The organism is Micromonospora sp. NPDC000668 (genome assembly GCF_042897975.1).
Taxonomy (GTDB): Bacteria; Actinomycetota; Actinomycetes; order Mycobacteriales; family Micromonosporaceae; genus Micromonospora.
Genome location: NZ_JBIAYP010000006.1, coordinates 59,698 through 83,149 on the forward strand (window position 1 = coordinate 59,698; position 23,452 = coordinate 83,149).

The following is a 23,452-nucleotide window of genomic DNA, read 5'->3' on the forward strand; positions in this document are numbered from 1 at the left end:
CCGGCCGGCGGGCCGCCCGATCAACGGGCTCCGCCGGCCGGGCCGCACGGTGGCCCGCTACCCGCGCTCCCAGCGGGCGAACACTCCCGCGCTCCGCCACGTCGCCTGAGACAACGACCTGGTCGGAAACGGTCCATGATGGTCACTGCACAGTCTCCGGTCGCCCGCAACCGCTGCGTGGACCGCCCCGCGTGCCCCGGTGAAGAAGTTCACAGGGGGTGGGCGATCGTCACCGACGGTGCCTAACGTCGGTCAGGTTCGCCGATGCGGACACCGCCACCGGTACGCCAAATCCTGCCGCCGGTCGGCCGGCCAGTCATCCAGGCAGGAGCGGGGGACCCAGGTTCCTCGGTGCACGTCACCTCGGGGTGAAGCCGCCACCGCGCGGCCGGGCTCCTCGGCCCGAACCCGACAGCTCACCTCGTCGGCGTGGAGGAAGCTCACATGACATCTGAATACACGCCCCGTCACCGACGGGTCACCACCCGCCGCGTCGCCGTCGGCACGCTGGCCGTCGGCGCGGTCACCGGGGCCGTCGCCCTCTTCGGGCCGGCAGCCCCGGCCCAGGCCGCGGTCAACTGGGACGCGATCGCCCAGTGCGAGTCCAGCGGCAACTGGCACATCAACACCGGCAACGGCTACTACGGCGGGCTGCAGTTCTCGCAGAGCACCTGGGCCGGTTACGGCGGCAAGAAGTACGCCGCCCGCGCCGACCTGGCCAGCCGTGGTGAGCAGATCGCCGTCGCCGAGAAGGTGCTCGACGGGCAGGGCATCGGTGCCTGGCCGACCTGCGGCAAGAAGGGCGGCTCGTCGAGCGGCTCCGCCACGAAGTCGACCGGGAAGTCGTCGACGAAGACCACCAAGCCGCAGGAGCGGTCGTCGCGCGGCGAGCAGCCGGCGACCCGCAACCACCAGCGCACCGCGCCGACGACGGGCGGCGAGACGTACCTGGTCAAGCCGGGCGACACGCTGTCGGAGATCGCCCAGACCCACCGGGTGGCCGGCGGCTGGCAGGCCCTGTACGAGGGCAACCGACAGCTGATCGGCGCCGACGCGGGTCTGATCTTCCCGGGTCAACGGCTCAGCCTCTGACGCACGAGCCCGCGGGCGCTCGACCGGAGTCCGGTTGAGCGCCCGCAGGCGTGTGTCGAGCAGGGGTGCCCCGGCAGGTGGTCGTCAGGCGGCCGAGGCGGCCGCCCCTGGACGCGAGCCGGCCGACCAGGCGCGGCGCGGGGCCGGAGCGTCCGTCGCCGACCAGTCAGCGTCTGCGGTGCCATCCTCGCCCCGCTCGGCAGAGGCTGTGGCCGGTGCGTCTGTCGCACCACGGGACAGCTGGAGCGACTGTTCAGCGTTCCTGCGAGCAGCGCACGGCCACGGCTGGCCGGCGCAGAGCAGGTTGCCGCAGGCGCCGTCCTCGTCCGGCTCGTGTGCGCTGAGCACGTCGACCGCGAGCTGCCAGAGCAGCGGGTCGGTCAGGTCGCCGGGACGCTGCTCGTGGCGGCTCGGACGGTTGCTGGTGTCGTCGGGCATGGTGGTCCCCCCTGTCAGGCTGTTCCTCTCAAGAGTCACCCCATCCGCCGGCCGCTAAACCGCCGACCTGCTGCGATGTGTCTCTGATCGCAGGCCGACCGCCCTTCGGTCAGTCCGGCAGAAGGGGCATCTCGACGCCCGGCTCCCGGCCGAGCAGCACCGCTCGGGTCAGCGCCGTCGACCCGAACCGGTCGCGGACAGCGTCCACCGCGGCGTCCAACTCCGCCCCCGGGTCGTGGTGGAACGGCAGCTCGGGCTGGACCGGGTTGTCGTCCAGGTTGCCCACCGAGACGCCGATCAGTGTGACGCCCCGCCGGTCGATCTCGGGCAGTGCGGCTCGCAGCAGCGCCCGTGCGGCGGCGAGCAGCGGGGTGGTGTCCGCCGTCGCCTTGCCTACGGTGTGCGAACGGGTGGCCCGCGTGTAGTCGCCGAAGCGCAGCCGCAGCACCACCGTGCGCCCGGACCGTCCGGCCGCCCGCATTCGCCGGGTGACCCGGTCGACCAGGCCGGCCAGGATGGCGTCCAGCTCTGCCGGCGCGTGCGGCGTACGGCTCAGCGCGTGCTGCGCGCCCATCGAGCCGCGCCGGCGGCCGACCTGGACCGCCCGGGGGTCGCGGTTGTGCGCCAGGGCGTGCAGGTGTCGACCGGCACCGGCGCCGAGCAGTGACACCAGCGCCGCCTCGCCGAGCCGGGCCACCTCCCCGACGGTACGGATCCGTCGTTCCCGCAGCTTCGCGGCGGTGATCGGGCCGACACCCCAGAGCCGTTCCACCGGCAGCGGGTGCAGGAACGCCAGCTCGGCGTCGGGCGCGACGACCAGCAGCCCGTCCGGCTTCGCCACCCCGCTGGCCACCTTTGCCAGGAACTTCGTCCGGGCCACGCCCACCGTGATCGGCAGGTGGATCCGCTCGCGGACCTCCCGGCGCAGCCGCTCGGCGATGTCGGCCGGCGGCCCGGCCAGCCGGCGCAGGCCGCCGACGTCCAGGAACGCCTCGTCGATGGAGAGCCCCTCGACCAGCGGGGTGGTCTCTCGGAAGATCTCGAACACCGCCCGGCTGGCCGCCGTGTACGCCGACATCCGGGGCGGCACCACGATCGCGTCCGGGCACAGCCGGCGCGCCTGCTGGCCGCCCATCGCGCTGCGTACGCCTCGCGCCTTCGCCTCGTAGCTGGCGGCGAGCACCACGCCGCCACCGACGATCACCGGCCGCCCCCGCAGGCGCGGGTCGTCGCGCTGCTCGACCGACGCGTAGAAGGCGTCCAGGTCGGCGTGCAGGATGCTGGCCCCGGACGACACGTACATATGTTCGCATGGCGCGGATGATCACCACAGTGAGCTGGGCGAACGCGACGGCGCGGCCAGGCGGTGTCGCGGTGCCCTAACGCTCCGGCGTCGCGTCGTGTGACAACGTGTAGTGGTGCATCGACACCGCGCTGCCGTCCGGGGCGGTCCACGATGCCGTGCTGGTGCCGGTGCGCCGCCACCCGGTGCGCTCGTACAGGGCGGCGGCCGCCGCGTCGCCGTCTGCCACCTCGAGCACCAGGTCCGTCCCGCGCTCGCCCGCCCACTGCCGGGTCCGGGCCAGCAGTGCGCTGCCGAGCGCCATGCCACGGGCGGCCGGCAGCACGAAGAGGCGAGCCACCTCGGCCGTCGGCCGAGCGAGCGGCACGTCCGCCCGGTCGGGCATCCGCTGCACCGCCACGTGCCCGACGACGGTCCCGCCGTCGTCGATGGCGACCCAGGCGCGCACCGGGCGAGGCTCGCGCAGCCAAAGGTGCGGGTCGGCGGGCCAGTTCAGCGGGTACCGGTCGGCCTGGTGAACCAGAGCCAGCGCCGCGACGCATCCGTCGAGGTCGGTGGCGCGCCGCCGCCGGATGAGCGGACGGCTCACAGGTCGTCGAACGGGGCGGCGTAGCGGAACTCGCCGCGGATCGACTCCCGCCAGGCGCCCAGCGGGCGGGCCTGGAAGTACTGCGGACCCCACGGCTGCGGCGGGGTGACGCCCAACTCGACGGCGGGCCGGAACCCGAACCGAGGGTAGTAGTCGGGGTGCCCGAGCAGCACCACCAGCGGCTCGTCCCGGGCGTCGGCCGCACCGAGCACGGCGTGCATCAGCGCCGTGCCGACCCCCCGCCGCTGCCAGCCGGGGAGCACGCCGAGCGGCCCCAGGCCGAGCGCCACCGGCTGACCGGCCACCCGACCGCGGGTGGCCACCACGTGCCCCACCACCTGTCCGTCGGGGTCGGTCGCCACCAGGGAGTACGCGGGCAGCCAGCCCTCGTCGGCGCGGAGCGCGTCGACCAGCGTCGCCTCGACCGGTACGCCACCGCCGGCGTCCGGCGCGGCGAAGGCGGCGGCGTGCACCGCGCGGATGGCCTCGACATCGGCGGGCGTCTCACGTCTGATCAGCACCGCGCCACGATACGGCGCACCCGGGCGCCGGTTCCACGCGTTATCGGCGGGCGCCGGTCAACCGACGGCGGTGGGGGAGGGCGGGGCGCTGCCGCCCTGCGGCGCCTCCGGGGTCATCAGCCGGACGATCTCCGCCCGGTCGGCCGGCGAGGGCAGCCCCCACTGCGGCCGGTAGCCGTACACCTTGTGCAGGGGGGTGGAGCCGGTGCGGCCGTCCAGGATCTCCACCGCGTCGGTGTCGATCAGGCCGGGGTGCTCCACGCCGCACGCCTCGGCCACCTTGGTCAGGTCCCGGCGCAGCGTCCGCAGGTAGTTGGCCGCCCGAACCGACTTGAGCGTGGGATCCAGGCCCCGGCTCAGCCACGCGTTCTGCGTCGCCACCCCGGTGGGGCAGGTGTCGGTGTGGCACTTCTGCGCCTGGATGCAGCCGATCGACAGCATCGCCTCCCGGCCCACGTTGACCAGGTCGCAGCCGAGCGCGAACGCGACGATGGCGTTGTCCGGCAGGCCGAGCTTGCCGCTGCCGACGAAGACCACCTGTTCGTGCAGGTCGTGCTCGGCGAAGACCTTGTAGATCCGGGAGAAGCCCTGCTGGAACGGGAGCGATACCGAGTCGGTGAAGATCAGGGGCGCGGCGCCGGTGCCGCCCTCGCCGCCGTCGATCGTCACGAAGTCGACGCCCCGGCCGGTGTCCCGCATCAGGGTCGCCAGGTCCTGCCAGAAGCCCAGGTCGCCGACCGCCGACTTGATGCCGACCGGCAGGCCGGTCTCGGCGGCCAGCAACTCCACCCAGTCGAGAAGGCTGTCGCAGTCGGAGAACTCGGCGTGCCGGGACGGGCTGACGCAGTCCTGCCCGGCCGGGATGCCCCGGGTGGCGGCGATCTCGGCGGACACCTTCGCCCCGGGCAGCAGCCCGCCGAGGCTGGGCTTGGCGCCCTGACTCAGTTTGATCTCCAGCGCCCGCACCGGCGCGCTGGCGACCAGGTCCTTCAGCCGGTCCAGGCTGAACCGGCCCTGCTCGTCCCGGCAGCCGAAGTACGCCGTGCCGAGCTGGAAGACCAGCTCACCGCCGTTGCGGTGGTACGGCGACAGGCCACCCTCGCCGGTGTTCTGCAGGCACCCGGCGAGCGCCGCGCCCCGGTTGAGTGCCGTGACGGCGTTGCCGGAGAGCGAGCCGAAGCTCATCCCGGAAATGTTGACCACCGACTCCGGTCGGAACGCGCGGGCCCGTCCCCGGGCCGCGCCGAGCACCTTGGCGCAGGGCAGCGGCACGTCGTGCCCGGCGGTCGGTGTCGACGGCGGCACGGCACGGCCGAAGGTGCGGTGTTTGATGATCGGGTAGCCGGGGGTGTACTCGATGTCGTTGTCCGTGCCGAAGCCGAAGTAGTTGTTCTGCTGCTTCGCCGACGCGTACACCCAGCGGCGTTGGTCCCGGGTGAACGGCCGTTCCTCGTTGTTGCCAGCCACGATGTACTGCCGAAGCTCCGGCCCGATCGCTTCCAGCAGGTACCGGGCGCGCCCGAGCACCGGAAAATTGCGCAGCAGCGCGTGGTCGCGCTGGATCAGGTCCCGCGCGGCGAGCGCGGCGACAGCGGCGGCGACGGCAGGTACGGCTCGGCGGGCCCATCTCATGCCCCGCACTCTTTCCGCCCGGGTCGTCGGCCAAACCGGCCCACCGGCGGGGCCGCGCAGGTCAGGCCTGCGGCTGGACGATGTTGACCATCCAATCGATGCCGTACGGGTCGACACACTGGCCGTACTCGTCGCCCCACATCTGCTTCTCCATCGGCACGAGCACCGACCCGTTCGCGGAGAGTTGGTCCCAGTAGCCGCGCAGCTCGTCGGCGTTGTCACCGCTGAGGCTGATCGCGATGTTCCTGCCGGGCACGTGGTTCATCCCGGGCGCCGTGTCCGAGGCCATCAGCGTGAAGCCGCTGGGGGACTCCAACCGCGCGTGCATGATCTGGTCGGACATGCCCGGCTCGGCGCTGCCGAACTCGCCGAAGGTGTTGATCGTCAGCTCGCCGCCGAACACACGGTGGTAGAACTCCATCGCGCCGCGGGCGGTGCCGGGAAAGTTGAGGTACGGGTTGAGTCGCGTCTGCACAGCACCCTCCTTGGTCCTGGTCGGCGTCATCGTCGCAGACCGGTGGGGGGTGGACAACGAGGCGCGCCCACGTTTGCGCTGGTGTTGGGCCCGGTGGCGGGGGGGGGGGGGGGGGGCCCCCCCCCCCCCCCCCCCCCCCCCCCCCCGCCCCCCCCCCCCCCCCCCCCCCCCCCCCCCCCCCCCCCCCGTANGTGTGGGGGGGGTGTGTGGGGGGGGGGGGGGGGGGGGGGGCGGCGGGCGGGGGGGGGGGGGCCCGGGGGGGGGGGGGGGGGGGGGGGGTGGGGGGGGGGGGGGGGGGGGGGGGGGGGGGGGGGCCCCCCCCCCCCCCCCCCCACCAGGCCGAGGATCAGCGGTGCCGGAACGACTGCCGGACCGTCCCGCCAACGACGGTGCACCAGGTGCTCGTGCTGAGCTTGCCGTTGCGAGGCAGCCCGTGCAGCGCCTGCAGATCCTTCACCGCCGCTCGGGTGGCGTGGTCGTACGCCCCGGTGACGGTGACGGCGAACCCCTTGGTGGCGAGGATTTCCTGCACCGCGGTGACCGGCAGGCCGGTGGCGTGTTGGTCCAACTCGGGCACCAGGGTTTCCCAGGTCGGCGTGGTGAGGGTGGCGTCCACGTCCACCGGGATCCCGTTCCGGGCCTGCCAGTCCTGCACAGCCGTCACGGTGGCGGCGTCGAACGTGCCGCTGACCGTCACCGGGTAGCCGCGGAACGCGAGCAGGTACTGCACCACCCGGACCGACGGGGAGTTGACGAAGCGCCACAGGTCCGGCCAGCGGCGCGCCGGCACGTCGCCCAGGTCGGTGCCGAGGGCGGCGAACACCCGCTGGCGCAGCGCGGGGAACTGCCGGTAGAAGGCCGCGCCCGGGCACTGCGTGGTACGGAAGTCCCAGTGGCCGAAGATGTCGTGCGCGTGCAGCCCGTACTGCCGGCAGATGGAGACGCAGAGCTTCACCAGCGAGTCGGTCAGCGCCGTCGGCGGGGTCTCCGTGACGTAGGTGCCCTCGTTCTCGATCCCGATGGCCCGCCCGTTCTCGCCTGGGCAGTGCGCCGAGATCATCTGCCGGTCGCCGACCTCCAGCCGCTCCAGGCTGCCCCGACGGCCCTCCAGCACGTAGCCGCCCCGGCTGACGGTGAAGTGCTGGCCGGTGTCCGACCAGCCGTTGCCGTCCATGTGCAGGTCCTGGCAGTCGTGGGCCAGCTTGACCGCCTGCTCACGGGAGTAGTCGGTGACGTTCGGGAACGCCATGTGATGCACGATGATCTTGTTGGTGGCGATGGCGCTGACCGCCAGCGGATCCTTCGGCGGGCGGGCGTCCCACTCGTCGCAGCTGATGATCCAGTCCAGGTCGGTGCCGGGGGCGGCCTGCGCCGCGCCCGGGAGGGCGAGCTGACTCCCGACAACAGCAACTGTGGCGGCGCCGAGACCGGCGCGCAGCAGCGTCCGGCGATCCACTTCGGAATGGTCGACGTGCATGACATCTCCTCCTGCGGCCGACGGCGGGGGATGAAAAGTAACTCCAGTGGCCGCACGTGCTCCGGAGGATATTGCCAAATCTCACCCGGGCGCTAGACCTTGCCGAACCGGAGTCGACGGCGGGATAACCGGTCGGCCGGGAGATCAAAGTTCGGCTAATCTGGCCGCGCTGACTCGGGGGTGGAAGATGAAGCTTGGTGAGGCGTTGGCAGATCGCGCCGATGCGGTACGACGGGTGGAACAGCTGCGAACCCGGATCACCGGCAGCGCCCGGTACCAGGAGGGTGAGCTGCCGTCCGAGGACGCCGGGGCGCTCCTGATCGAGCTGGACGAGGTGCTCGACGGGCTGGAGACGTTGATCCGGCGGATCAACCGGACCAACGCCACGGTCCCGGTCGGCGACCTCAGCACGCTCACCGACGCGTTGGCGCGGCGGGACGTCCTGCGCCTGCGGCACGCCGCGATCACGAGCTCCGCCGACGCCGCCGCCGGCGGTGGGCGTGGCCAGTACGCCCGGCAGTTGCGCTCAGAGTTGAAGATGCTCGCCGCGCTGCCGGTCGCGGAGCTGCGGGGTCGCGCCGACCAACTGGCCCGGGAACTGCGCGAACTCGAGGTGCAGATCCAGCGTACGAACTGGGAGGCGGACCTGCTGGACTGACCGACCGCGAAGACGATGTGGAGCAGGTAGCCGTCGTGGAGGCGTGTACACACAGGGCCGGCTGTAAACCGGCACCCTCTCCTGGCGCGCGGAGGGCAGCGCGGGGTTCGACTCCCTGATCACGACGCAGCCCAGCACCAAGGACAGGTGACAGTGCAGCACGCACGACACATCACCACGTACAGATCCACGACGGCGAGGGTGGGCTCGGGGCACTCCACAGCGCGGGACGGCCAGTCGCACACGACCAGGTGAGGCTCGGTGCCTGGGCCGTCCTGGCAGATCCTGAACCGCGGCATGGCCGGGGGCGGAACGGGTACCCGGCGCTCCGGGGAGGTGGGCGCCTCCGGGGGAGCGGGATGTCATGGGAGCCGCCGTCGTTGGCCTGGTCATCGTCGTCGTGGTCGTGCTGCTGGCGTTGGCACTCAGCGTCCGGCAGGTGCAGCAGTACCAACGCGGCATCGTGTTCCGGTTCGGTCGGGTGCTGGAGCGGGTCCGCCAGCCGGGCCTGCAACTGATCGTCCCGATCGCCGACCGGATGGCGCGGGTCAGCCTGCAGACCACCGTGATCGGCGTACCGGCACAGGGCGCGATAACCCGGGACAACGTCACGCTCACCGTCGATGCGGTCGTCTACTACCGGGTGGTGGACCCGGTGAAGGCGCTGGTGAACGTGCACGACTATCCCTCGGCGGTGCTCCAGGTCGCGCAGACCGCGCTGCGTTCGGTGATCGGCCGGGCCGACCTGGACACCGTGCTGGGCGACCGGGAACGGGTCAACGCCGAGCTGAAGTCCGTCATCGACGCGCCCACCGAGAAGCCGTGGGGGCTGCTCATCGAGCGGGTGGAGGTCAAGGATGTCTCGCTGCCCGAAGGGATGAAACGGTCGATGTCCCGGCAGGCCGAGGCGGAACGGGAACGCCGGGCCCGGGTGATCGCCGCGGACGGCGAGTTCCAGGCGTCGCGGCGCCTGGCCGACGCGTCCCGGGCGATGGAGGCCACACCCGGTGCCTACCAGCTACGCCTGTTGCAGACCGTGGTGGACGTGGCGGCCGAGAAGAACAGCACCCTGGTCATGCCGTTCCCGGTCGAGCTGCTGCGCTTCTTCGACCAGATGGCACCACACGCGGCGGGGCCGGGCCAGCCGGTGACACCCGCGACGCCGGATCTGGGGCCGGTGACGGAGGAGGTTGCCGCCGCCGCCGAACAGGGCGACGACCACCCCGGTACGCCGCAGGGCTGAGCGGCCGGCGTTTCCGCGCGCGGCAGCTGGGGTAGGTCGGGACCGACCGTCCCGGCTGCCCCGCGTGGAGGAAACCCGATGAGTGACAACGTCAGCGATGCGGTGGGCGACGCCCTCCGCTCGGTGATGCTCTTTCTGCCCAAGGCCGTCGCCTTCCTGGCGATCCTGGTGGCGGGATGGCTGATCGCCAAGGCCGTACTGAAGATCGTGGAGAAGGTCCTGGAGCGGGTGGGCTTCGACCGCGCCGTCGAACGCGGCGGCATCCGCCGGGCACTGAGCCGCTCCCGGTACGACGCCAGCGACATCGTGGCGAAGCTCGTCTACTACGCGGTGCTGCTGCTCACCCTGCAGCTCGCCTTCGGCATCTGGGGACCGAACCCGATCTCCGACCTGATCGCCGCGGTGATCTCGTGGTTGCCCCGCGCCTTCGTCGCGATCGTCATCGTCGTGGTCGCCGCCGCCATCGCCAACGCCTTCAAGGACATCATCAGCGGCGCGCTCGGCGGCCTGTCCTACGGTCGGGTGCTGGCCGGCATCGCCTCGGTGTTCATCCTCGGCCTCGGCGTCATCGCCGCGCTGAACCAGATCGGCGTGGCCACCGCGGTCACCACCCCCGTGCTGATCGCCGTGCTGGCCACCGTCGGCGGCATCCTCGTCGTCGGGGTCGGTGGCGGCCTGATCCGTCCGATGCAGAGCCGCTGGGAGGCGTGGCTGACCCGCGCCGAGCAGGAGTCGCAGCTGATCGCCACGCACGCCCGGGCCTACCGGGCCGGCCGTCGGGACGCCGAGGCCAAGCTGGCCCGGCCGTCGGCCGTCGACACCGACCCGGAGGCCACCCAGGTGGTGCGTCCGTCCGCCGACCCGGAGGCCACCCAGGTGGTGCGTCCGCCCGCCGACCCCGACGCCACCCAGGTGGTGAGCCCCGGCGTCGACGCCGACGCGACCCAGGTGGTGAGCGGCGGCGACCGCGTGGCGCCCAGCCAGCGCACCAGCGACGACATCGAGGCCACCACGGTCATCCCGCCGCTGGACCCGGACCGTCGCTGACACCGTGCGGGACAGCGGGGCGGGCTCCCTAGGGACCCGCCCCGCTTCGCGTCGTCGGGCACCCCGAAAACGCTGGCCGGCGCCGCGAACCAGGTCTAGCATCGCCGACATGACCTGGCGACATTGATCCAACGCCGTAGGCCGATCCCGTGGGCCACCGCGGGCACCGCACGTCCGGTGTCCGTCTCCGCTCCCACGGGAAGGCCTCATGACCCACCTCGCCTCGCGCGTGCCCGACCCGGCGGTCCGCCGGCTCGCGGTCACCCTCTACGGGTACGCGTTCCTCAGTGACCTCGTCCTGCTCTACCCGCTGTACGCGCTGCTCTTCGCCGACACCGGGCTGTCGGTGGGGCAGGTCTCCTCGCTCTTCGTCATCTGGTCGGCTGCCGGCATCCTGTTCGAGGTGCCCTCCGGCGCCTGGGCCGACGCGGTGTCCCGCCGGCTCCTGCTGTGCCTCGCTCCGCTGGTGACGGCCGCCGGCTTCGCGCTCTGGGTGCTGGTTCCGTCGTACCCGGCGTTCGCGGTCGGGTTCCTGCTCTGGGGCGCGGGCGGGGCGTTGGCCTCCGGCGCACTGGAGGCGCTGGTGTGGACCGAGTTGGACCGGCTCGGCGCGGTCGGCCGGTACGCCCGGGTGCTCGGCCGGGCCCGGACGGCGGGTGTGCTGGGCGTACTGGTCACCGGAGTGCTCGCCGGCCCGGTGCTCGCCGCCGGCGGGTACCCGGCGGTCGGTCTGGCCAGCGTGCTCGCCTGCCTGCTTGCCGCCGCCGTCGCCACCCGATTCCCGGAGCACCGCAACCTCCCGGCCGCGCCGCACGACCCTGCCTGGGTCGCGGCGCCGGTGGCCGCCGCCGCGGCCCGGGACAGCGACCCGGTGTCGACCGTGGTGGCACCGGCGGTCCCGCTGGTCGGTGCGGACGGCGACGATGCCGACCTGGGTTGGCGGGACGCGCTGCGGGCCGGGTTGGCGCAGGTCCGTACACATCCGCCGATGCGTGCCGCCGTGCTGCTGGTCGCGGTGGTGGCCGCCGACTGGGGCGCGCTGGACGAGTACACCCCGCTGCTGGCCCTGGACACCGGCGTCGACGCGGAGGTCGTGCCGCTGCTGCTCCTGCTGCTCTGGGCCGGCGTCACCGCCGGAGGGTTGCTCGCCCCGGCGGGTGAGCGGCTGAGCGGCCGGGGCTACGCCGCCCTGCTGGGCGTGGTCGCCGTCACGCTGGCCGGGGGTGCCCTCATCGTGCACCCGGCCGGCTTCGTGCTGCTCGCCGTGGCGTTCGGGGCCGCGCAACTGGCCACCGTGCTGGCCGACGCGCGACTCCAGGCCCAGATCACCGGCAGCAGCCGCGCCACGGTCACCTCACTGGCCGGGATGGCCACCGACGTGCTGATCATCGTGACCTACGTCGGCTACGGACTGGTCGCCACAGCGGCCGGCAACGCGGTGGCGTTCGCGGTCACGGCCGGGCCGTACCTCATCGTGGCGCTGGTGCTGGTGGCCCGCCACCGACGGTCGCACGCCCGGCCCACCGCCGGGCGGGGCTCGTTCACGACCAACCCTCCGAGCGACAACGCCACGACCGCCTGACCGGCGGCGGCCTCCCCGGCGGCGGCCGGAGGGGCCGCCGCCGGGCCTTCGCTCAGCCGGCCAGGTGCAGGAACGACCACTGGTGGCCGTCGAGATCCCGGAAGCCGCGCATGTACATCGACCCGTTGTCCACTCCCGGCCCGACCGACTCCCCGCCGGCCACCACCGCCCGGTCGACCAGTTCGTCGACCCGTTCCCGGCTATGCGCCGACAGCCCCACGATGACCTCCCGGCTGGTCGCCGTCTCCGTGGCGGCGACCCCGGTGTACCCCTCGAAGGCTGAGCGGAGGTGCAGCATCAGCCGGGTGCTGTCGGAGACGGTGATCTGCACGTTGCCCCCGTCCAGGTTGGCCTGGTCGCTGGTGAAGCCGATCGCCCGGTAGAACTCGGCGGCGGTGGTCAGGTCGCGCACCGGCAGGTTGATGAACGTCATGGTCATCGGTGGTCTCCGTCCGACTCCAGCAGTACCTTCAACGCGGCGAGCCGCTCCCGCCAGTACACCTTCAGCTCCGCGGCCTGCTCGGCCCCCGTCAGCTTCTCGTGCGAGACGCTGACCCGGGCCTTCGACTCGCCGACCGCCTCGAAGCCGACCACGATCCGGGTGGGACCACCGGCCCAGTCGGCCCGGAAGCTGCGGGGCGCGGTGGCGGTACGGAGGCGCACCTCGACGTCGGGCAGCCAACGGGCGCGTGCCGTCTCGTCGGCGAACGCCCCGAACAGCCGCAGTACCGGCACCGCCACCGTCCGGCTGGCGCTGGCCGAGAAGCCACCCCCGCGTTGCTGACCGGGCGCGCGCAGGCCGCGTTCCTGCTCGTACCCGACGGTGATGCTCTGTGCCCACCAGCCCGGTACCTCGTGCTCGACGACCAGTTGGCGGGCGATCTCGGTGTGCGTCCGCTCGGTGGCGCCCGCGGCGTCGAGCAGGGCGAACCACTCCGCCCAGCCGCGGCCGGTCCGCGCGTGGATCAGGTCGTCGGCGATCCGCTCGGTCTGCGCCGCGGCGGGTGCCGGAGACGGCGACACGTCCGGTGCCGGCGCGACGGTGGGTGCGGCGGTCCGATTGATCAGGTGCCGGCGGGCGGTGGTGTAGCTCTCGCCGGTCTTCTCCATCCGGGCTCGGACCCGGGTCTTGAACGATCTCTGGTTGGTCATCACATGCTCCCGGTCAACGGCACGGTCACCGGGACCCACGCTCCCGTCGACCCCGCCGGAGTGGGGCATGTGGCACCACGTCCCGAGGGCTCAGGCCCCCTTTGCCTCCGCATGGCCGGCGGCGTGAGCGCCGGGAGGGAGGTGCGGCGCAGGACTACGCCGACGTCATCCTACGCGCGAACCGGTCGTCGGCGCAGCCGTCAGGGCTGTTCGCCGTCGAGGTAGACCCACCGGCCGTCCTCGCGGACGAACCGGCTGCGTTCGGTCAGCGTGCCCGGCCGACCCGCGTCCCGGTAGTGCGCGTGGAACGTCACGGTGCCGGCGGTGTCGAGCAGGCCACCCCGTTCGGTCTCGACGATCTCCAGCCGGGTCCACCGCTGCCCGGGCTCCAGCTCCAGCCGCGCCGGGCGGGTCGAGGAGTGCCAGCTACGCAGCAGGTAGTCGGCGTCGCCGAGGGCGAAGGCGCTGAACCGGGAGCGCATCAGCGCCTCGGCGGTCGGCGCGTGCGCCACGCCGCCGTGCACCTCGGCACAGCAGTCGGCGTACACCCGGCCGGAGCCGCACGGGCAGGCCCGCCCAGTCGTCGCGTCGGCCCGCCGACGCCCCGCACCCTTACCCACGCCGCCATCCTGCCGCACCGCCAACCGGCCCCGGACGCCGACCGTCGCTACTCCAGCGGCACGGGCAGCGGCACCGGCCGCTTTGCGACCCGGTCGTCGCCGGACGACCGTCCGCGGAGGTGCCGAACCAGCCAGGGCAGCAGGTGCCGGCGGGTCCAGGCCAGCTCGGCGCCGAGCACCTCACCGCGGCGCCGCCGGGACACCGGCGGCAACGGCTGCGTCCAGGAGTCGTCGAACCCGGGCAGACCCGCCGTGTACGCCAGCGCGGCGGCGATCCGCGCGTGCCCGGCGCTGTTGGCGTGCAGCCGGTCGTCGCTCCACAGCCGGGGATCGGAGGAGACCGGGTGCGCGCCCAGGTCGAGCAGGGTGGCACCGGTCTGCGTGGTGACCACCCGCAGTGCCGCGTTGAGCGCCAGCATCCGGCCCCGCAGCGGCCGGGCCAGCGGCATCACCGGTGCCGGGTCCGGCATGGTGAAGGTCAGCACGGTGGCGCCCTGCCCCACCAGCGCCCGCTGCATCTCCGCGACGTGCTCGGCGACCTGCTCCGCGTCGAAGGAGGGGCGCAGCACGTCGTTCATGCCGGCGACCACGGTGGCCAGGTCGGGGGCCAGGTCGAGGGCGGGCTGGAGCTGCTCGGCGCGGATCCGGGCGGTGGTCCGGCCACGGATGGCCAGGTTCGCGTACTCCAGGCCGCCCTGCGCGCGGGCCACCGCCAGGGCGAACCGATCGGCCCAGCCCCGGTAGCCGCCGGCGCCGTCCGGATCGTCGAGCCCTTCGGTGGTGCTGTCGCCGATCGCCACGTACCGCTGCCACATCACCCGGGCGACGTTAGCCGCCCGCCCCGCACCGGTGTACCGCTGGGGCAGGGATGGTTGACGGTCGATCCTAGACTCGCGACATGTCGCGATCTCCGGCCGTGCCGCTCGCCCCGAACGTCTGGCGCATCCCCACCCTGGGCCGCGCGGCTGTCAACTCGTACGCCTTCGTGAACGACGACGGCAGCGTCACGCTGATCGACTGCGGGCTGACCCGGGCGCCCGCCCGGATCGTGCGCGGGCTGGCGGCGATCGGCAAGGTGCCGGCGGACGTCACCCGGATTGTGCTGACCCACGCGCATCCCGATCACGCAGGCGGGGCGGCGGAGTTCGCCCGCCGCACCGGTGCCCCGGTCGCCGCGCACGCGGCCGACGTACCGTACGCCGAGGCGGGCCGCAAACCGGTCAACGACCCGGCGGTGACCGGCGGCCGGTTCTTCGCCCGGGTCGACGGGGGCCGGTTCCCCGCCGTCGAGGTGGCGCAGCCGCTGGTCGACGGCGATCTGATCGACGTCGGCGGCGGACTGCGGGTGGTGCACACTCCCGGGCACTCCCCGGGGCACGTGTCGCTGCTGCACGAGCCGACCCGGCTGCTGATAACCGGGGACGCGCTGTTCAACGTGCTCGGGGTCCGCTGGCCGGTGAAGTGGCTGTGCAACGACTTCCGGCTGACCCAGCAGACCGCGCACGTCCTCGGCGAGCTGGATTACGACATCGCCGCCTTCACCCACGGCCCCGAACTGACCGACAGTCCCCGCGACCGGATCCGCAGCTTCCTCCTCTCCCAGCCCCACTGACCCGCCCCGCGCCCCCGGCGGGTCAGAGCCAGCCGGAGCGGCGGAACAGGCGGTACAGGCCGAGGGCGGCCAACGCCATCAGGGCGAGTGCGCCGGCGTAGCCGTAGCGCCAGGTCAGCTCCGGCATGTGCGAGAAGTTCATGCCGTAAACGCCGGCGATGCCGGTCTGGGCGGCCGCGATGGCCGCCCACGCGGCGATCTTGCGCATGTCGTTGTTCTGCTCCACGGCGAGCTGCGCCAGTCGGGACTGGACGATCGAGGTGAGCAGGTCGTCGTACGCGGCCACCCGATCCACCGCCCGGCTCAGCCGGCCGTCCACGTCGACGAACCAGCGGTGCAGGGCGCGCGGCGGCCCGTCGTTGCCCGGGTCGAGCAGCGTGCGCATCGGCGCCTGCAACGGCAGCACCGCCCGCTTGAACTCCACCACCTCCCGCTTGAGCTGGTAGATGTGCTGGATGTCGACGGAGCGGTCGCGGGCGAACACCGACTCCTCGACCCGTTCCAGGTCCCGCTCCACGTGCCCGGCCACTTCGAGGTAGGAGTCGACCATCCGGGCGCAGACCGCGTACGCCACCGCCCACGGCCCCGCGGCCAGCAGCGCGGGGCGGCGCTCGATGTCGGCGCGGACGCTGCGCAGCGCCCCGGCGGCGCCGTGCCGCACGGTGAGGGCGAACCGGTCACCGAGCAGCACCATCACGTCCCCGGTGTCGATCACCTCGGAGGTGTCGGTCAGCTCGGCGTGCTCCACGTACCCGGCGGTGCGGAGCACCAGCAGGGTGACCGGCCCGTGCCGCTGCACGGTGGGCCGGTGCCCGTCGGCGAGCGCCTGCTCGACGGTCAGTTCGTCGAGGCCGAAGATCCGGCCCACCGCGGCGAGCACCGCCGGGCCCGGCTCGTGCAGCCCCAGCCAGACGAAGGCGTCGCGGCCGTGTCGGGCGCGGGCGTACGCGTCGGCGTAGTGCGGACGGCCGGGTTCGCGCCGGCCGTTGACGTAGACCGCGCAGTCGACCACGGCGTCCGGGTTGGACCGGCGTGCCGTGGGGGAGCCGGTCTCGACCCGACCGAGCAGTCGACGGGCCAGAGCGCGTACGCCAAGGCCGGCTCGGTCTCGTACCGGTCGCTGATCCACCGCGTGCCTCCCCGCCGCCGGCGCACCGCCCCGATCGAGGTGCCCGGAGGGGATGGTGCCACCGCATTCTGCCGAGCGGGGTCCGGCTCCCGACAGGCGGGCCGGCGGTCTCAGGCCGTGCGGGTGGCGAAGACGACGACGTTGTCCACGTAGTTGCCGGTCCCGGCGTCGAACCGGCCGCCGCAGGTGATCAGTCGCAGCCCGGCGGTGTCCGCCGGACCGTAGACCAGGCCGCTGGGGAAGCGGTCCTTGGGGTACGCGCGGACGTCGTCCACAGTGAACGTGGTCACCCGGGCGTCGGCGCGGGTGACCTGGATCTGCTGGCCGGCGCGTAGCCGACCGAGGTCGAAGAAGACCGCCGGACCGGCCGGGGAGTCGACGTGCCCGACCAGGACGGCGTTGCCGGTCTCACCGGGGCTGACCCCGTGTCGGTACCAGCCGGCGACGGTGGGCCGGTCCAGTGGTGGCACCTCCAGCACCCCGGCGGCGTCCGCGCCGACCGGGACGACCTCGGCGCGTACGTCGATGGCCGGGATCTGCACCCGGACCGGCGCGGCGCGGGGCAGTGGCGCCAGGTCCGGTGCGGGGTGGGTGCGCGTCGGCGCGTCGGCCGGTGGTCGTGGTGGTCGTGCCGGGTCGGCGGTGAGGCCGACGGTGATCAGCCCCAGCCCGGTCACGCCGAGCAGCGCGACCACCGCCGGAAGGGTCCGCCGCCTCCACACCGTGCGCACCTCCGGACGGGATCGTCGGGGTGCCCGCGCCGGTGTCACCGGCACGGGCACCCGTCCTCAGGGATGGAGCGGGTCGCCGGTCAGGCGACGGCGGACACCGGACGGCGTCGGCGAAGCAGGATGACCGCGCCCGCGACGGCGGTGCCGAGCAGCGTGCCACCGGCGGCGAGAGTGCCGTTGTCGCGGCTGTCTCCGCCGGAGCCGGCCGGGGCACCGCCGATCGGGGTGACGGTGAACGTGGCGCTGCCGGCTGAGCTGCCGTCGCCGCAGGTGGCCGCCACCGTGTACGTGCCCAGGGTGAAGCCGGCGGTGAAGAGTTCGGCGCTCAGCCCGCCACCGGCCGCGGCCGTGGTCGACCGGACGTTCTGGTCGCGGTTGGGGCCGGTGACACGGAAGAGGGCGTCACCCGACTTCGGGTTGCAGGTCGTCGCGGTGAGCACGACGGTCCCGCCGACCGGCGTGGTGGCTGGTGACACCGTGGTGTCGGCCAGTGCGGCGCCCGGCAGCAGGAGCGTGCCGAGGCCTACGCCGAGCGCCGCCGAACAGAGTGCTGTTGAGACCTTCATACGCGTCTTCCCTCACATTTCGTCCGCTGACTGCGTGGGACGTCGTTCGGGTGGCCATCTCCGTGACTAGCACCGGTGTGACCAACACTAGGTGCGTTGGGTCCTCGATCCGGTGAAAATGAGAAATCCTCGTTGCCGTCACGTGTCCACCCGAAGACGGGGAGAGCTGCGGAAACGCCTCGACGGGCCGACCGGCACCGGTGACCCGGTCGATGTCCGTCCGGCCGGGCTGTCACGGCTGGGTCGATGGCGAGGTATTGCCGGCGCCGACGGGATTGCCCCCACCCGGCCAGCGGCGTTGCGCGTCAGCCGCCGTTCTGCCGACGGACAAATCGGGGAGGAGAACGGGAGAGCCGCTGGTAGGTTCCGTGGCCGTGACACAGGACAGGGTTGCCGGACTGGGGACACGGTTCGCGCGGCTCTGGGCGGCGAGCACGCTCTCCGCCCTGGGCAGCGGCCTGGCCACCGTCGCCGCGCCGCTGTTCGTCGCGTCGCGTACCGACGACCCGCTCGTGGTGGCCGCGGCATCCGCGGTGGCCTGGCTGCCCTGGTTGCTCTTCGCCCTGCCCGGCGGCGTGCTGGTGGACCGGATGGACCGGCGCCGCCTGATGATCATCATCGACCTGGTCCGGGTGGTGGCGCTGGCCGTGCTGGCCGTGGCGATAATGACCGACCGGGCCGGGGTGGCGCTGCTGTACGTGGTGCTGTTCGTGGTCAACACCGGTGAGATCGTGTTCCGTTCGGCCAGCCAGGCCATGCTGCCGACCGTGGTGCCCCGGCACCGGCTGGAGCGCGCCAACGGCTGGCTCGGCGGCGGCACCACCCTGATGCACGGCATGCTCGCCGGACCGCTGGGTGGTTTCCTGTTCGCCGTCTCTGCGGGCAGCCCGTTCCTGGTCAACGCCGTCACGTACGCCCTCAGCGCGATCCTGGTGGCGCTGATCGGGGGCGACTTCCGGGCCGCCGCCACCGACGCGAACACCCGGCGGACCCGTTCGATGCGCCGGGAGATCGTGGAAGGGCTGCGCTGGCTGGCCCACCAGCGCTTGCTGCGGACGATGGCCGTACTGATCGGCCTGCTCAACGTGACCCTGACCGCCGCGCTGGCGGTGCTGGTGCTGCTCGCCGACGAGCGGCTGCGGCTCGGGTCGGTCGGCTACGGGCTGCTGTTCACCTGCATGGCCTGCGGCGGGGTGCTCGGCGCGCTCCTCGGCGACCGGCTCATCGCCTGGACCAGCGCCACCTGGACGATCCGGATCGGTCTGGTGATCGAGGCGGGGCTGCACCTGGCGCTGGCCGCGTCGCGCAGCACGATCGTGGTCGGGTTCGCGCTCTTCGCCTTCGGCGTGCACAGCGCACTGTGGAACATCGTGGCGAACTCGTTGCGCCAACGGCTCACCCCACCGGAGTTGCAGGGTCGGGTGGCGAGCACCACGCTCTTCGTGGCGGCCGGTGGCAACTGCGTGGGCGCGCTGCTCGGCGGCCTGCTCGCCGCCCGGTTCGGCATCACCGCGCCGTACTGGGTCGGGCTCGTGGTGGCGATCGGCGTCTCCGCCGCCACCTGGCGGGTCTTCAACCGCGCGGCGGTGGCCCGCGCCTACGCCGATCCGCCCCCGACCGCCCCCGAGCCCGCCCGGGCGGCCTGACCACGCGTCGCGTCGGGTGGTGGCGCGTGAAACCGGCGGGTGGTGTGGCAGCGTGATGCGGTGACCGAATCCGCGCCGCTCGACGTCGACCTCGCGCTGCTCGGCGGCGGCGGCGCCGCGTCGCTGCTGCTCGCCGCGCTGGACCGGCACGGCGTCCGCGACCTGCGGATCGCAGTCGTCGACCCGGTGCGCCGACGCGGCCAGGACCGCACCTGGGCGTTCTGGGGCCATCCGGACAGCGACCTGGACCCGCTGCTCAGCGCGAGCTGGCAGCAGGTCGAGGTGGCCACGCCGACGCGGCGTCGGGTGCTGGACCTGACCCCGCTGCGGTACGCCATGCTCCGCTCCGGCCCGGTCTACGACCGGGCGGCCGAGGCCGAGCGCCGGCTCGGCGCGACCCGGATCGTCGCCCCCGCCGAGAGCGTGGCCGACGACGGCGCCCAGGTGGTGGTGCGCACCGGCGGTGGGCCCACGGTGCGCGCCGGTTGGGTGTTGGACTCCCGCCCCCGCCCACCGGCACGACCCGGGCGGACCACCTGGTTGCAGCACTTCCGGGGGTGGTGGCTGGAGGCGGACCGGCCGACGTTCGATCCGGCGCGGGCGGTGCTGATGGACTTCCGCACCCCGCAGCCGGCCCGGGGCGTCTCCTTCGGCTACGTGTTGCCGGTGAGCGACCGCTACGCCCTGGTCGAGTACACCGAGTTCTCGCCGGGCCTGCTCACCGACGCCGGATACGACGCGGCGCTGGCCAGCTACCGCGACCTGCTCGGGCTGGACCCCGCCCGGCTGCGGGTGCGCGAGGTGGAGAACGGGGTGATCCCGATGACCGACGCGCCGTTCCCGGCCCGACCCTCGACCCGGGTCGTCCGCCTCGGCACGGCCGGCGGCGCGACCCGCCCGTCCACCGGCTTCACCTTCTCCGCCATGTACCGCCAGGCCGACCAGGTGGCCCGCGCCCTCGCCGCCGGCCGGCCGCCGGTGCCCGCGCCGGCCTACCCGCGCCGGCACCGCTGGATGGACTCGGTCGCGCTGCGCGCGCTCGACCGGGGCGGGGTCGGTGGTCCCGAGTTCTTCGACCGGCTCTTCGACCGCAACCCGGCCGAGCGGGTGCTGCGCTTCCTCGACGGCGTCACCAGCCCTGCCGAGGAGATCGCGATCATGAACTCCACGCGGCTACTGCCGATGATCGCCGCCACCGCCGGCGACGCGGCGCACCGGGTCCGCGACCGGCTGCGCCCGACCCGACCCGCGCCGAGCATCCCGGCCGCCGTCGTCGGCACCCCGCCGTCCGGCGCCGTACCGGACGCCGGCCCCCTGCCCGGCTGACCCACCGGGAATCAGCGGTCCCAGGCCGGCGCGGCGGTCACCCGAGCGCGGGGTACGGCGTCGCCGCCCGGTAGGTTGCCGGGCATGGTGGACGCGGTGGCCGGCAGGGGCGTGCAGATCTGGACCGACGGGGCGTGCAGCGGCAACCCCGGGCCGGGCGGCTGGGGCGCGCTGCTGCGCTACGGCGACCATGAGCGGGAGCTGTGCGGCGGCGAGGCCACCCCGACCACCAACAACCGGATGGAGCTGATGGCGGCCATCCAGGCGCTGGAAAGCCTGAACCGGCCGGTCGTTGTGGAGCTGCACACCGACAGCACGTACGTCCGCAACGGCATCACCAGCTGGCTGGCGTCCTGGAAGCGCAACGGCTGGCTGACCGCCGCGAAGCAGCCGGTGAAGAACGCCGACCTGTGGCAGCGCCTGGAGGCGGCCTGCGAGCGGCACCAGGTCACCTGGCTGTGGGTCAAGGGGCACAACGGGCACCCGGAGAACGAGCGGGCCGACGGGCTGGCCAACAAGGGTATGACCGAGGCGCGCGCGGCCGCGCTGGCCAGTCGCTGATCCCGCGCCGAGACCGCCTCAGCGGGTCGCGTCCGGATGTCCGGGCATGCTCGACCCGCCGCCGCTGCTGCCGGAGGAGCCGCCGGTCATGCCCGAGTTGTTGTCCTCGGTGACGATGTCCGGTGGCACGTCGGTGTCGTCCGGCGGCGGGACCTTGGTGTCCGCCTCGACCTGCACCAACGGCACCTGGCCGGCCTCGTCCTCGGCATGTGCCGGGTCCGCCGGCAGCTCACCGTCACGCTTTCGGTAGCCCACGCCGTGCCCCCCGTCGGTGCCGTTCCGCGTCGGCGGTGGCTACCCGGCGTCGTCGCGGGCGAAACCTCGCCCCGCCGCAGCCACCGGTTCCGTGGCCGCGGTGGCTTCCGGCGGCGCTTCCGGCAGGCGCAGGGTCCGTCGGCGGGTGAGCGCGATGGCCGAGGCGAGCACCAGCGCTGCGGACACCACCAGGAAGCCAGGGGTGTTGCCGAAGTGGTCGGTGATCGCCCCGCTGGTGGCTGAGCCGACGGCGAGACCGATTTGCCCGGCCGTCTGCAACCAGCCGTACGCCTCGGCGAGCTGGGGTGCCGGGGTGGACCGGGCCAGGAGTTCGTCGGTGACGGCGAGGAAGGGTGCCAGCGCCAGCCCGAAGACCGCCAGCGCGACTGCCATCTGCGGCACGGTCCGGGGTAGCAGCAGCGCCAGCGAGGTCACGGCCAACGTGCCCACCAGCGTCAGGTACGCGCCGCCGGGGCTGCCGGGTCGACCCCTGCGGGCCAGCAGCAGGCCGCCGGCCAGGCTGCCCACCGACCAGACGGTGACCAGCAGTCCGGCCTGGTCCGGGTGCCCAACCGTGGTGGCGAAGGCGGGGACCAGCACCCACATGCCACCGATGGCGGCCATGTAGCCGACGTGCGTGCTCAGCATGGTGCGACGGGTTGCCCGGCCGGAGGTCGTGGGACGGCTTTCGGCGGACCGGTCGTCGACGGTGCGGTAGGCCACCACGGCGGCGGTGCCGACCAGCCCGGCGGTGCCGATCGCGGCGAAGGTCAGCAGCGCCCCTGCCGGACCGCTGACCAGCAGGCTCAGCGTCACCGCAAGCGGGCCGCCCACGTAGAGCACCTCCTGCCCGACCGCGTTGACGGCGTACGCACGGCTCAGCGCGGGGGAGGGGACCATCCGGGCGAGCTGCGCGCGCCCGCTGCCGAGGACCGGCGGCGTGCTCAGCCCGGCAGCGGTGGCCAGCGCCACGAACGCCACCGGGTTCGTGGCCACCGCCAACCCGAGCAGGGTGACCAGGTGGACGGCACCGGTGGTCAGCAGCACCGGCCGGTTGCCGAGCCGGCCCAGCAGCCGGCCGACCAGCGGCGCGGTGACCGCCAGCCCGATGCCGCAGCCGGCGCTGGCCACACCGGCGGTGGCGAAGCTGCCGGTGTTCTCGTGACCGAGCAGCACGACAAGCAGTTGCCGCATCGCGACCGGTAGCTGCGCCACGGTCATCAACACGATGAGCAGCGACGCCCGCCGGGGTAAATTCATGACTTATGAATCTAGCCGAGGATGGCTCGGCCAACCTGCTCGGCGCACTCGCCCTGCTCGTCGGCTCCCGAATGCGCGCGTCGGTCAGTTCGTCGGTCGGGGCCGGAGGCGCGCTCGCGGAAGCGCTCGTCGTCCTCAAGGACCAGCCGGGTGCGACCGCCGAGTGGCTGGGTCAGGTACTGGGGCTCAGCCAGCCCGGTGCTGCGCACCTGGTCCGGCGACTGCGTGAGCAGGGTTGGGTGGAGCGGCGGGCCGGCGCCGACGCGCGCAGCCGGGCGCTGCACCTCACACCGGAGGGTGCGAGGGCGGCCGACCGCGTCCTGCAGGCCCGGGACCAGGCGCTGAACGCGCTGCTCGCCCCCTTGCCCGCCGGACAACGCCACCAACTCGCCGACATCGCCCGTGCACTGATGCACGACGAGGTGACCGACGCCCGCAGCCTGGCTCACCTCTGCCGACTCTGCGACCGCACCCGATGCCCGCAGTGCCCGGTCGACGCCGGCTTCCGCGAGCGGAGCGGCGACTGAGGCGTACCCC

The 23,452-nt window shown here is 73.5% G+C and carries 25 protein-coding genes, 1 pseudogene and 1 riboswitch; of the genes and pseudogenes, 10 read left to right on the forward strand and 16 right to left on the reverse strand.

Features of this window, described 5'->3' with window-relative positions:
• The first annotated feature begins 275 nt into the window (after window positions 1-275).
• Window positions 276-445, forward strand: a riboswitch (cyclic di-AMP (ydaO/yuaA leader).
• Window positions 445-1,092, forward strand: a complete 648-nt coding sequence (locus ACFY29_RS27680) for a transglycosylase family protein (RefSeq protein ID WP_386990924.1) — start codon at window positions 445-447, stop codon at window positions 1,090-1,092. Its footprint overlaps the riboswitch before it by 1 nt.
• Before the next feature lie 84 nt (window positions 1,093-1,176).
• Here ACFY29_RS27680 and ACFY29_RS27685 read toward each other — a convergent pair whose 3' ends face one another.
• The 7 genes from ACFY29_RS27685 to ACFY29_RS27715 all read right to left on the reverse strand — a co-directional run bounded on the left by ACFY29_RS27685 (window position 1,177) and on the right by ACFY29_RS27715 (window position 7,527).
• Window positions 1,177-1,530 carry a hypothetical protein gene (locus tag ACFY29_RS27685; protein ID WP_386990926.1) on the reverse strand — a complete coding sequence of 118 codons (354 nt, stop codon included), beginning with the start codon at window positions 1,528-1,530 and terminating at the stop codon, window positions 1,177-1,179.
• Window positions 1,531-1,639: 109 nt separating this feature from the next.
• Entirely contained in the window at window positions 1,640-2,827 is a 1,188-nt protein-coding gene (gene dinB / locus ACFY29_RS27690; RefSeq protein ID WP_386990928.1) for a DNA polymerase IV, read from the reverse strand.
• An 82-nt stretch (window positions 2,828-2,909) separates the two neighbouring features.
• Window positions 2,910-3,422, reverse strand: coding sequence for a GNAT family N-acetyltransferase (locus ACFY29_RS27695; protein WP_386990930.1), 513 nt, complete (start codon window positions 3,420-3,422; stop codon window positions 2,910-2,912).
• The gene (locus tag ACFY29_RS27700; RefSeq protein ID WP_386990932.1) at window positions 3,419-3,943 is read right to left on the reverse strand and encodes a GNAT family N-acetyltransferase; all 525 of its coding nucleotides are present in this window, start codon (window positions 3,941-3,943) and stop codon (window positions 3,419-3,421) included. The genes ACFY29_RS27695 and ACFY29_RS27700 overlap by 4 nt, the downstream gene beginning before the upstream one ends.
• A 57-nt stretch (window positions 3,944-4,000) precedes the next feature.
• Window positions 4,001-5,575 carry an FMN-binding glutamate synthase family protein gene (locus tag ACFY29_RS27705; protein WP_386990934.1) on the reverse strand — a complete coding sequence of 525 codons (1,575 nt, stop codon included), beginning with the start codon at window positions 5,573-5,575 and terminating at the stop codon, window positions 4,001-4,003.
• Window positions 5,576-5,636: 61 nt separating this feature from the next.
• On the reverse strand, window positions 5,637-6,050 hold the full coding sequence (locus ACFY29_RS27710) for a VOC family protein (RefSeq protein WP_386990936.1): 414 nt from the start codon (window positions 6,048-6,050) through the stop codon (window positions 5,637-5,639).
• 346 nt (window positions 6,051-6,396) lie between these two features.
• Window positions 6,397-7,527, reverse strand: a complete 1,131-nt coding sequence (locus ACFY29_RS27715; protein ID WP_386990938.1) for a peptidoglycan-binding protein — start codon at window positions 7,525-7,527, stop codon at window positions 6,397-6,399.
• A gap of 187 nt (window positions 7,528-7,714) precedes the next feature.
• Here ACFY29_RS27715 and ACFY29_RS27720 point away from each other — a divergent pair, with 187 nt between their 5' ends.
• The 4 genes and pseudogenes from ACFY29_RS27720 to ACFY29_RS27735 all read left to right on the forward strand — a co-directional run bounded on the left by ACFY29_RS27720 (window position 7,715) and on the right by ACFY29_RS27735 (window position 12,057).
• The gene (locus tag ACFY29_RS27720) at window positions 7,715-8,185 is read left to right on the forward strand and encodes a DIP1984 family protein (protein ID WP_386990940.1); all 471 of its coding nucleotides are present in this window, start codon (window positions 7,715-7,717) and stop codon (window positions 8,183-8,185) included.
• 364 nt (window positions 8,186-8,549) lie between these two features.
• A pseudogene (locus ACFY29_RS27725) lies at window positions 8,550-9,463 on the forward strand (SPFH domain-containing protein).
• A 43-nt stretch (window positions 9,464-9,506) separates the two neighbouring features.
• Window positions 9,507-10,475 (forward strand): hypothetical protein, encoded by a 969-nt coding sequence (locus tag ACFY29_RS27730; protein WP_386990942.1) that lies wholly within the window; start codon window positions 9,507-9,509, stop codon window positions 10,473-10,475.
• 208 nt (window positions 10,476-10,683) lie between these two features.
• Complete coding sequence (locus ACFY29_RS27735; protein ID WP_386990944.1) at window positions 10,684-12,057, forward strand: MFS transporter; 1,374 nt, start codon at window positions 10,684-10,686, stop codon at window positions 12,055-12,057.
• A gap of 52 nt (window positions 12,058-12,109) precedes the next feature.
• Here ACFY29_RS27735 and ACFY29_RS27740 read toward each other — a convergent pair whose 3' ends face one another.
• The 4 genes from ACFY29_RS27740 to ACFY29_RS27755 all read right to left on the reverse strand — a co-directional run bounded on the left by ACFY29_RS27740 (window position 12,110) and on the right by ACFY29_RS27755 (window position 14,644).
• Window positions 12,110-12,496 (reverse strand): VOC family protein, encoded by a 387-nt coding sequence (locus ACFY29_RS27740; protein WP_328417304.1) that lies wholly within the window; start codon window positions 12,494-12,496, stop codon window positions 12,110-12,112.
• Window positions 12,493-13,209, reverse strand: coding sequence for a hypothetical protein (locus tag ACFY29_RS27745; RefSeq protein WP_328417303.1), 717 nt, complete (start codon window positions 13,207-13,209; stop codon window positions 12,493-12,495). The genes ACFY29_RS27740 and ACFY29_RS27745 overlap by 4 nt, the downstream gene beginning before the upstream one ends.
• Before the next feature lie 200 nt (window positions 13,210-13,409).
• The gene (locus tag ACFY29_RS27750) at window positions 13,410-13,829 is read right to left on the reverse strand and encodes a YchJ family protein (RefSeq protein WP_355612414.1); all 420 of its coding nucleotides are present in this window, start codon (window positions 13,827-13,829) and stop codon (window positions 13,410-13,412) included.
• Window positions 13,830-13,876: 47 nt separating this feature from the next.
• Window positions 13,877-14,644 (reverse strand): SGNH/GDSL hydrolase family protein, encoded by a 768-nt coding sequence (locus tag ACFY29_RS27755; RefSeq protein WP_328426670.1) that lies wholly within the window; start codon window positions 14,642-14,644, stop codon window positions 13,877-13,879.
• 83 nt (window positions 14,645-14,727) lie between these two features.
• On the opposite strand from ACFY29_RS27755, the gene ACFY29_RS27760 reads away from it, so the two are divergent.
• Window positions 14,728-15,441, forward strand: coding sequence for an MBL fold metallo-hydrolase (locus ACFY29_RS27760; protein WP_386990947.1), 714 nt, complete (start codon window positions 14,728-14,730; stop codon window positions 15,439-15,441).
• A gap of 22 nt (window positions 15,442-15,463) precedes the next feature.
• On the opposite strand, the gene ACFY29_RS27765 is transcribed toward ACFY29_RS27760, so the two are convergent.
• From ACFY29_RS27765 to ACFY29_RS27775, 3 genes are all read right to left on the reverse strand, one after another.
• Window positions 15,464-16,570, reverse strand: a complete 1,107-nt coding sequence (locus ACFY29_RS27765) for a magnesium and cobalt transport protein CorA (protein ID WP_386990949.1) — start codon at window positions 16,568-16,570, stop codon at window positions 15,464-15,466.
• Window positions 16,571-16,680: 110 nt separating this feature from the next.
• Window positions 16,681-17,292 (reverse strand): class F sortase, encoded by a 612-nt coding sequence (locus ACFY29_RS27770; RefSeq protein WP_386990951.1) that lies wholly within the window; start codon window positions 17,290-17,292, stop codon window positions 16,681-16,683.
• An 89-nt stretch (window positions 17,293-17,381) separates the two neighbouring features.
• A complete protein-coding gene (locus ACFY29_RS27775) occupies window positions 17,382-17,867 on the reverse strand; it encodes a hypothetical protein (protein WP_328417293.1) in 486 nt (161 codons plus the stop codon).
• Between the two features lie 374 nt (window positions 17,868-18,241).
• Between ACFY29_RS27775 and ACFY29_RS27780 the strand changes: the two genes are divergently transcribed.
• The 3 genes from ACFY29_RS27780 to rnhA all read left to right on the forward strand — a co-directional run bounded on the left by ACFY29_RS27780 (window position 18,242) and on the right by rnhA (window position 21,400).
• Window positions 18,242-19,513: an MFS transporter gene (locus ACFY29_RS27780; protein WP_386990953.1), complete on the forward strand. Its 1,272-nt coding sequence runs from the start codon at window positions 18,242-18,244 to the stop codon at window positions 19,511-19,513.
• 42 nt (window positions 19,514-19,555) lie between these two features.
• Window positions 19,556-20,839: a lycopene cyclase family protein gene (locus ACFY29_RS27785; RefSeq protein WP_386990955.1), complete on the forward strand. Its 1,284-nt coding sequence runs from the start codon at window positions 19,556-19,558 to the stop codon at window positions 20,837-20,839.
• Between the two features lie 84 nt (window positions 20,840-20,923).
• A complete protein-coding gene (rnhA, locus tag ACFY29_RS27790) occupies window positions 20,924-21,400 on the forward strand; it encodes a ribonuclease HI (protein ID WP_328417287.1) in 477 nt (158 codons plus the stop codon).
• An 18-nt stretch (window positions 21,401-21,418) separates the two neighbouring features.
• Here the strand turns inward: rnhA and ACFY29_RS27795 are convergent, their stop codons facing one another.
• Together ACFY29_RS27795 and ACFY29_RS27800 are read right to left on the reverse strand one after the other, a co-directional pair.
• Window positions 21,419-21,655 (reverse strand): preprotein translocase YidC, encoded by a 237-nt coding sequence (locus tag ACFY29_RS27795; protein WP_328417285.1) that lies wholly within the window; start codon window positions 21,653-21,655, stop codon window positions 21,419-21,421.
• Between the two features lie 39 nt (window positions 21,656-21,694).
• Complete coding sequence (locus tag ACFY29_RS27800; protein WP_386990958.1) at window positions 21,695-22,915, reverse strand: MFS transporter; 1,221 nt, start codon at window positions 22,913-22,915, stop codon at window positions 21,695-21,697.
• A gap of 5 nt (window positions 22,916-22,920) precedes the next feature.
• Here ACFY29_RS27800 and ACFY29_RS27805 point away from each other — a divergent pair, with 5 nt between their 5' ends.
• Window positions 22,921-23,442 (forward strand): MarR family winged helix-turn-helix transcriptional regulator, encoded by a 522-nt coding sequence (locus ACFY29_RS27805; protein ID WP_386990959.1) that lies wholly within the window; start codon window positions 22,921-22,923, stop codon window positions 23,440-23,442.
• Window positions 23,443-23,452: the final 10 nt, after the last annotated feature.

What these genes read in the sequence shown, in the direction of transcription:
- ACFY29_RS27740 (WP_328417304.1), bottom strand. Translation starts at nt 12,496, where the DNA reads ATGACCATGACGTTCATCAACCTGCCGGTGCGCGACCTGACCACCGCC.
- ACFY29_RS27685 (WP_386990926.1), bottom strand. Translation starts at nt 1,530, where the DNA reads ATGCCCGACGACACCAGCAACCGTCCGAGCCGCCACGAGCAGCGTCCC.
- ACFY29_RS27705 (WP_386990934.1), bottom strand. Translation starts at nt 5,575, where the DNA reads ATGAGATGGGCCCGCCGAGCCGTACCTGCCGTCGCCGCCGCTGTCGCC.
- ACFY29_RS27745 (WP_328417303.1), bottom strand. Translation starts at nt 13,209, where the DNA reads ATGACCAACCAGAGATCGTTCAAGACCCGGGTCCGAGCCCGGATGGAG.
- ACFY29_RS27775 (WP_328417293.1), bottom strand. Translation starts at nt 17,867, where the DNA reads ATGAAGGTCTCAACAGCACTCTGTTCGGCGGCGCTCGGCGTAGGCCTC.
- rnhA (WP_328417287.1), top strand. Translation starts at nt 20,924, where the DNA reads ATGGTGGACGCGGTGGCCGGCAGGGGCGTGCAGATCTGGACCGACGGG.
- ACFY29_RS27720 (WP_386990940.1), top strand. Translation starts at nt 7,715, where the DNA reads ATGAAGCTTGGTGAGGCGTTGGCAGATCGCGCCGATGCGGTACGACGG.
- ACFY29_RS27730 (WP_386990942.1), top strand. Translation starts at nt 9,507, where the DNA reads ATGAGTGACAACGTCAGCGATGCGGTGGGCGACGCCCTCCGCTCGGTG.
- ACFY29_RS27735 (WP_386990944.1), top strand. Translation starts at nt 10,684, where the DNA reads ATGACCCACCTCGCCTCGCGCGTGCCCGACCCGGCGGTCCGCCGGCTC.
- ACFY29_RS27715 (WP_386990938.1), bottom strand. Translation starts at nt 7,527, where the DNA reads ATGCACGTCGACCATTCCGAAGTGGATCGCCGGACGCTGCTGCGCGCC.
- ACFY29_RS27760 (WP_386990947.1), top strand. Translation starts at nt 14,728, where the DNA reads ATGTCGCGATCTCCGGCCGTGCCGCTCGCCCCGAACGTCTGGCGCATC.
- ACFY29_RS27755 (WP_328426670.1), bottom strand. Translation starts at nt 14,644, where the DNA reads ATGTGGCAGCGGTACGTGGCGATCGGCGACAGCACCACCGAAGGGCTC.
- ACFY29_RS27680 (WP_386990924.1), top strand. Translation starts at nt 445, where the DNA reads ATGACATCTGAATACACGCCCCGTCACCGACGGGTCACCACCCGCCGC.
- ACFY29_RS27800 (WP_386990958.1), bottom strand. Translation starts at nt 22,915, where the DNA reads ATGAATTTACCCCGGCGGGCGTCGCTGCTCATCGTGTTGATGACCGTG.
- ACFY29_RS27805 (WP_386990959.1), top strand. Translation starts at nt 22,921, where the DNA reads ATGAATCTAGCCGAGGATGGCTCGGCCAACCTGCTCGGCGCACTCGCC.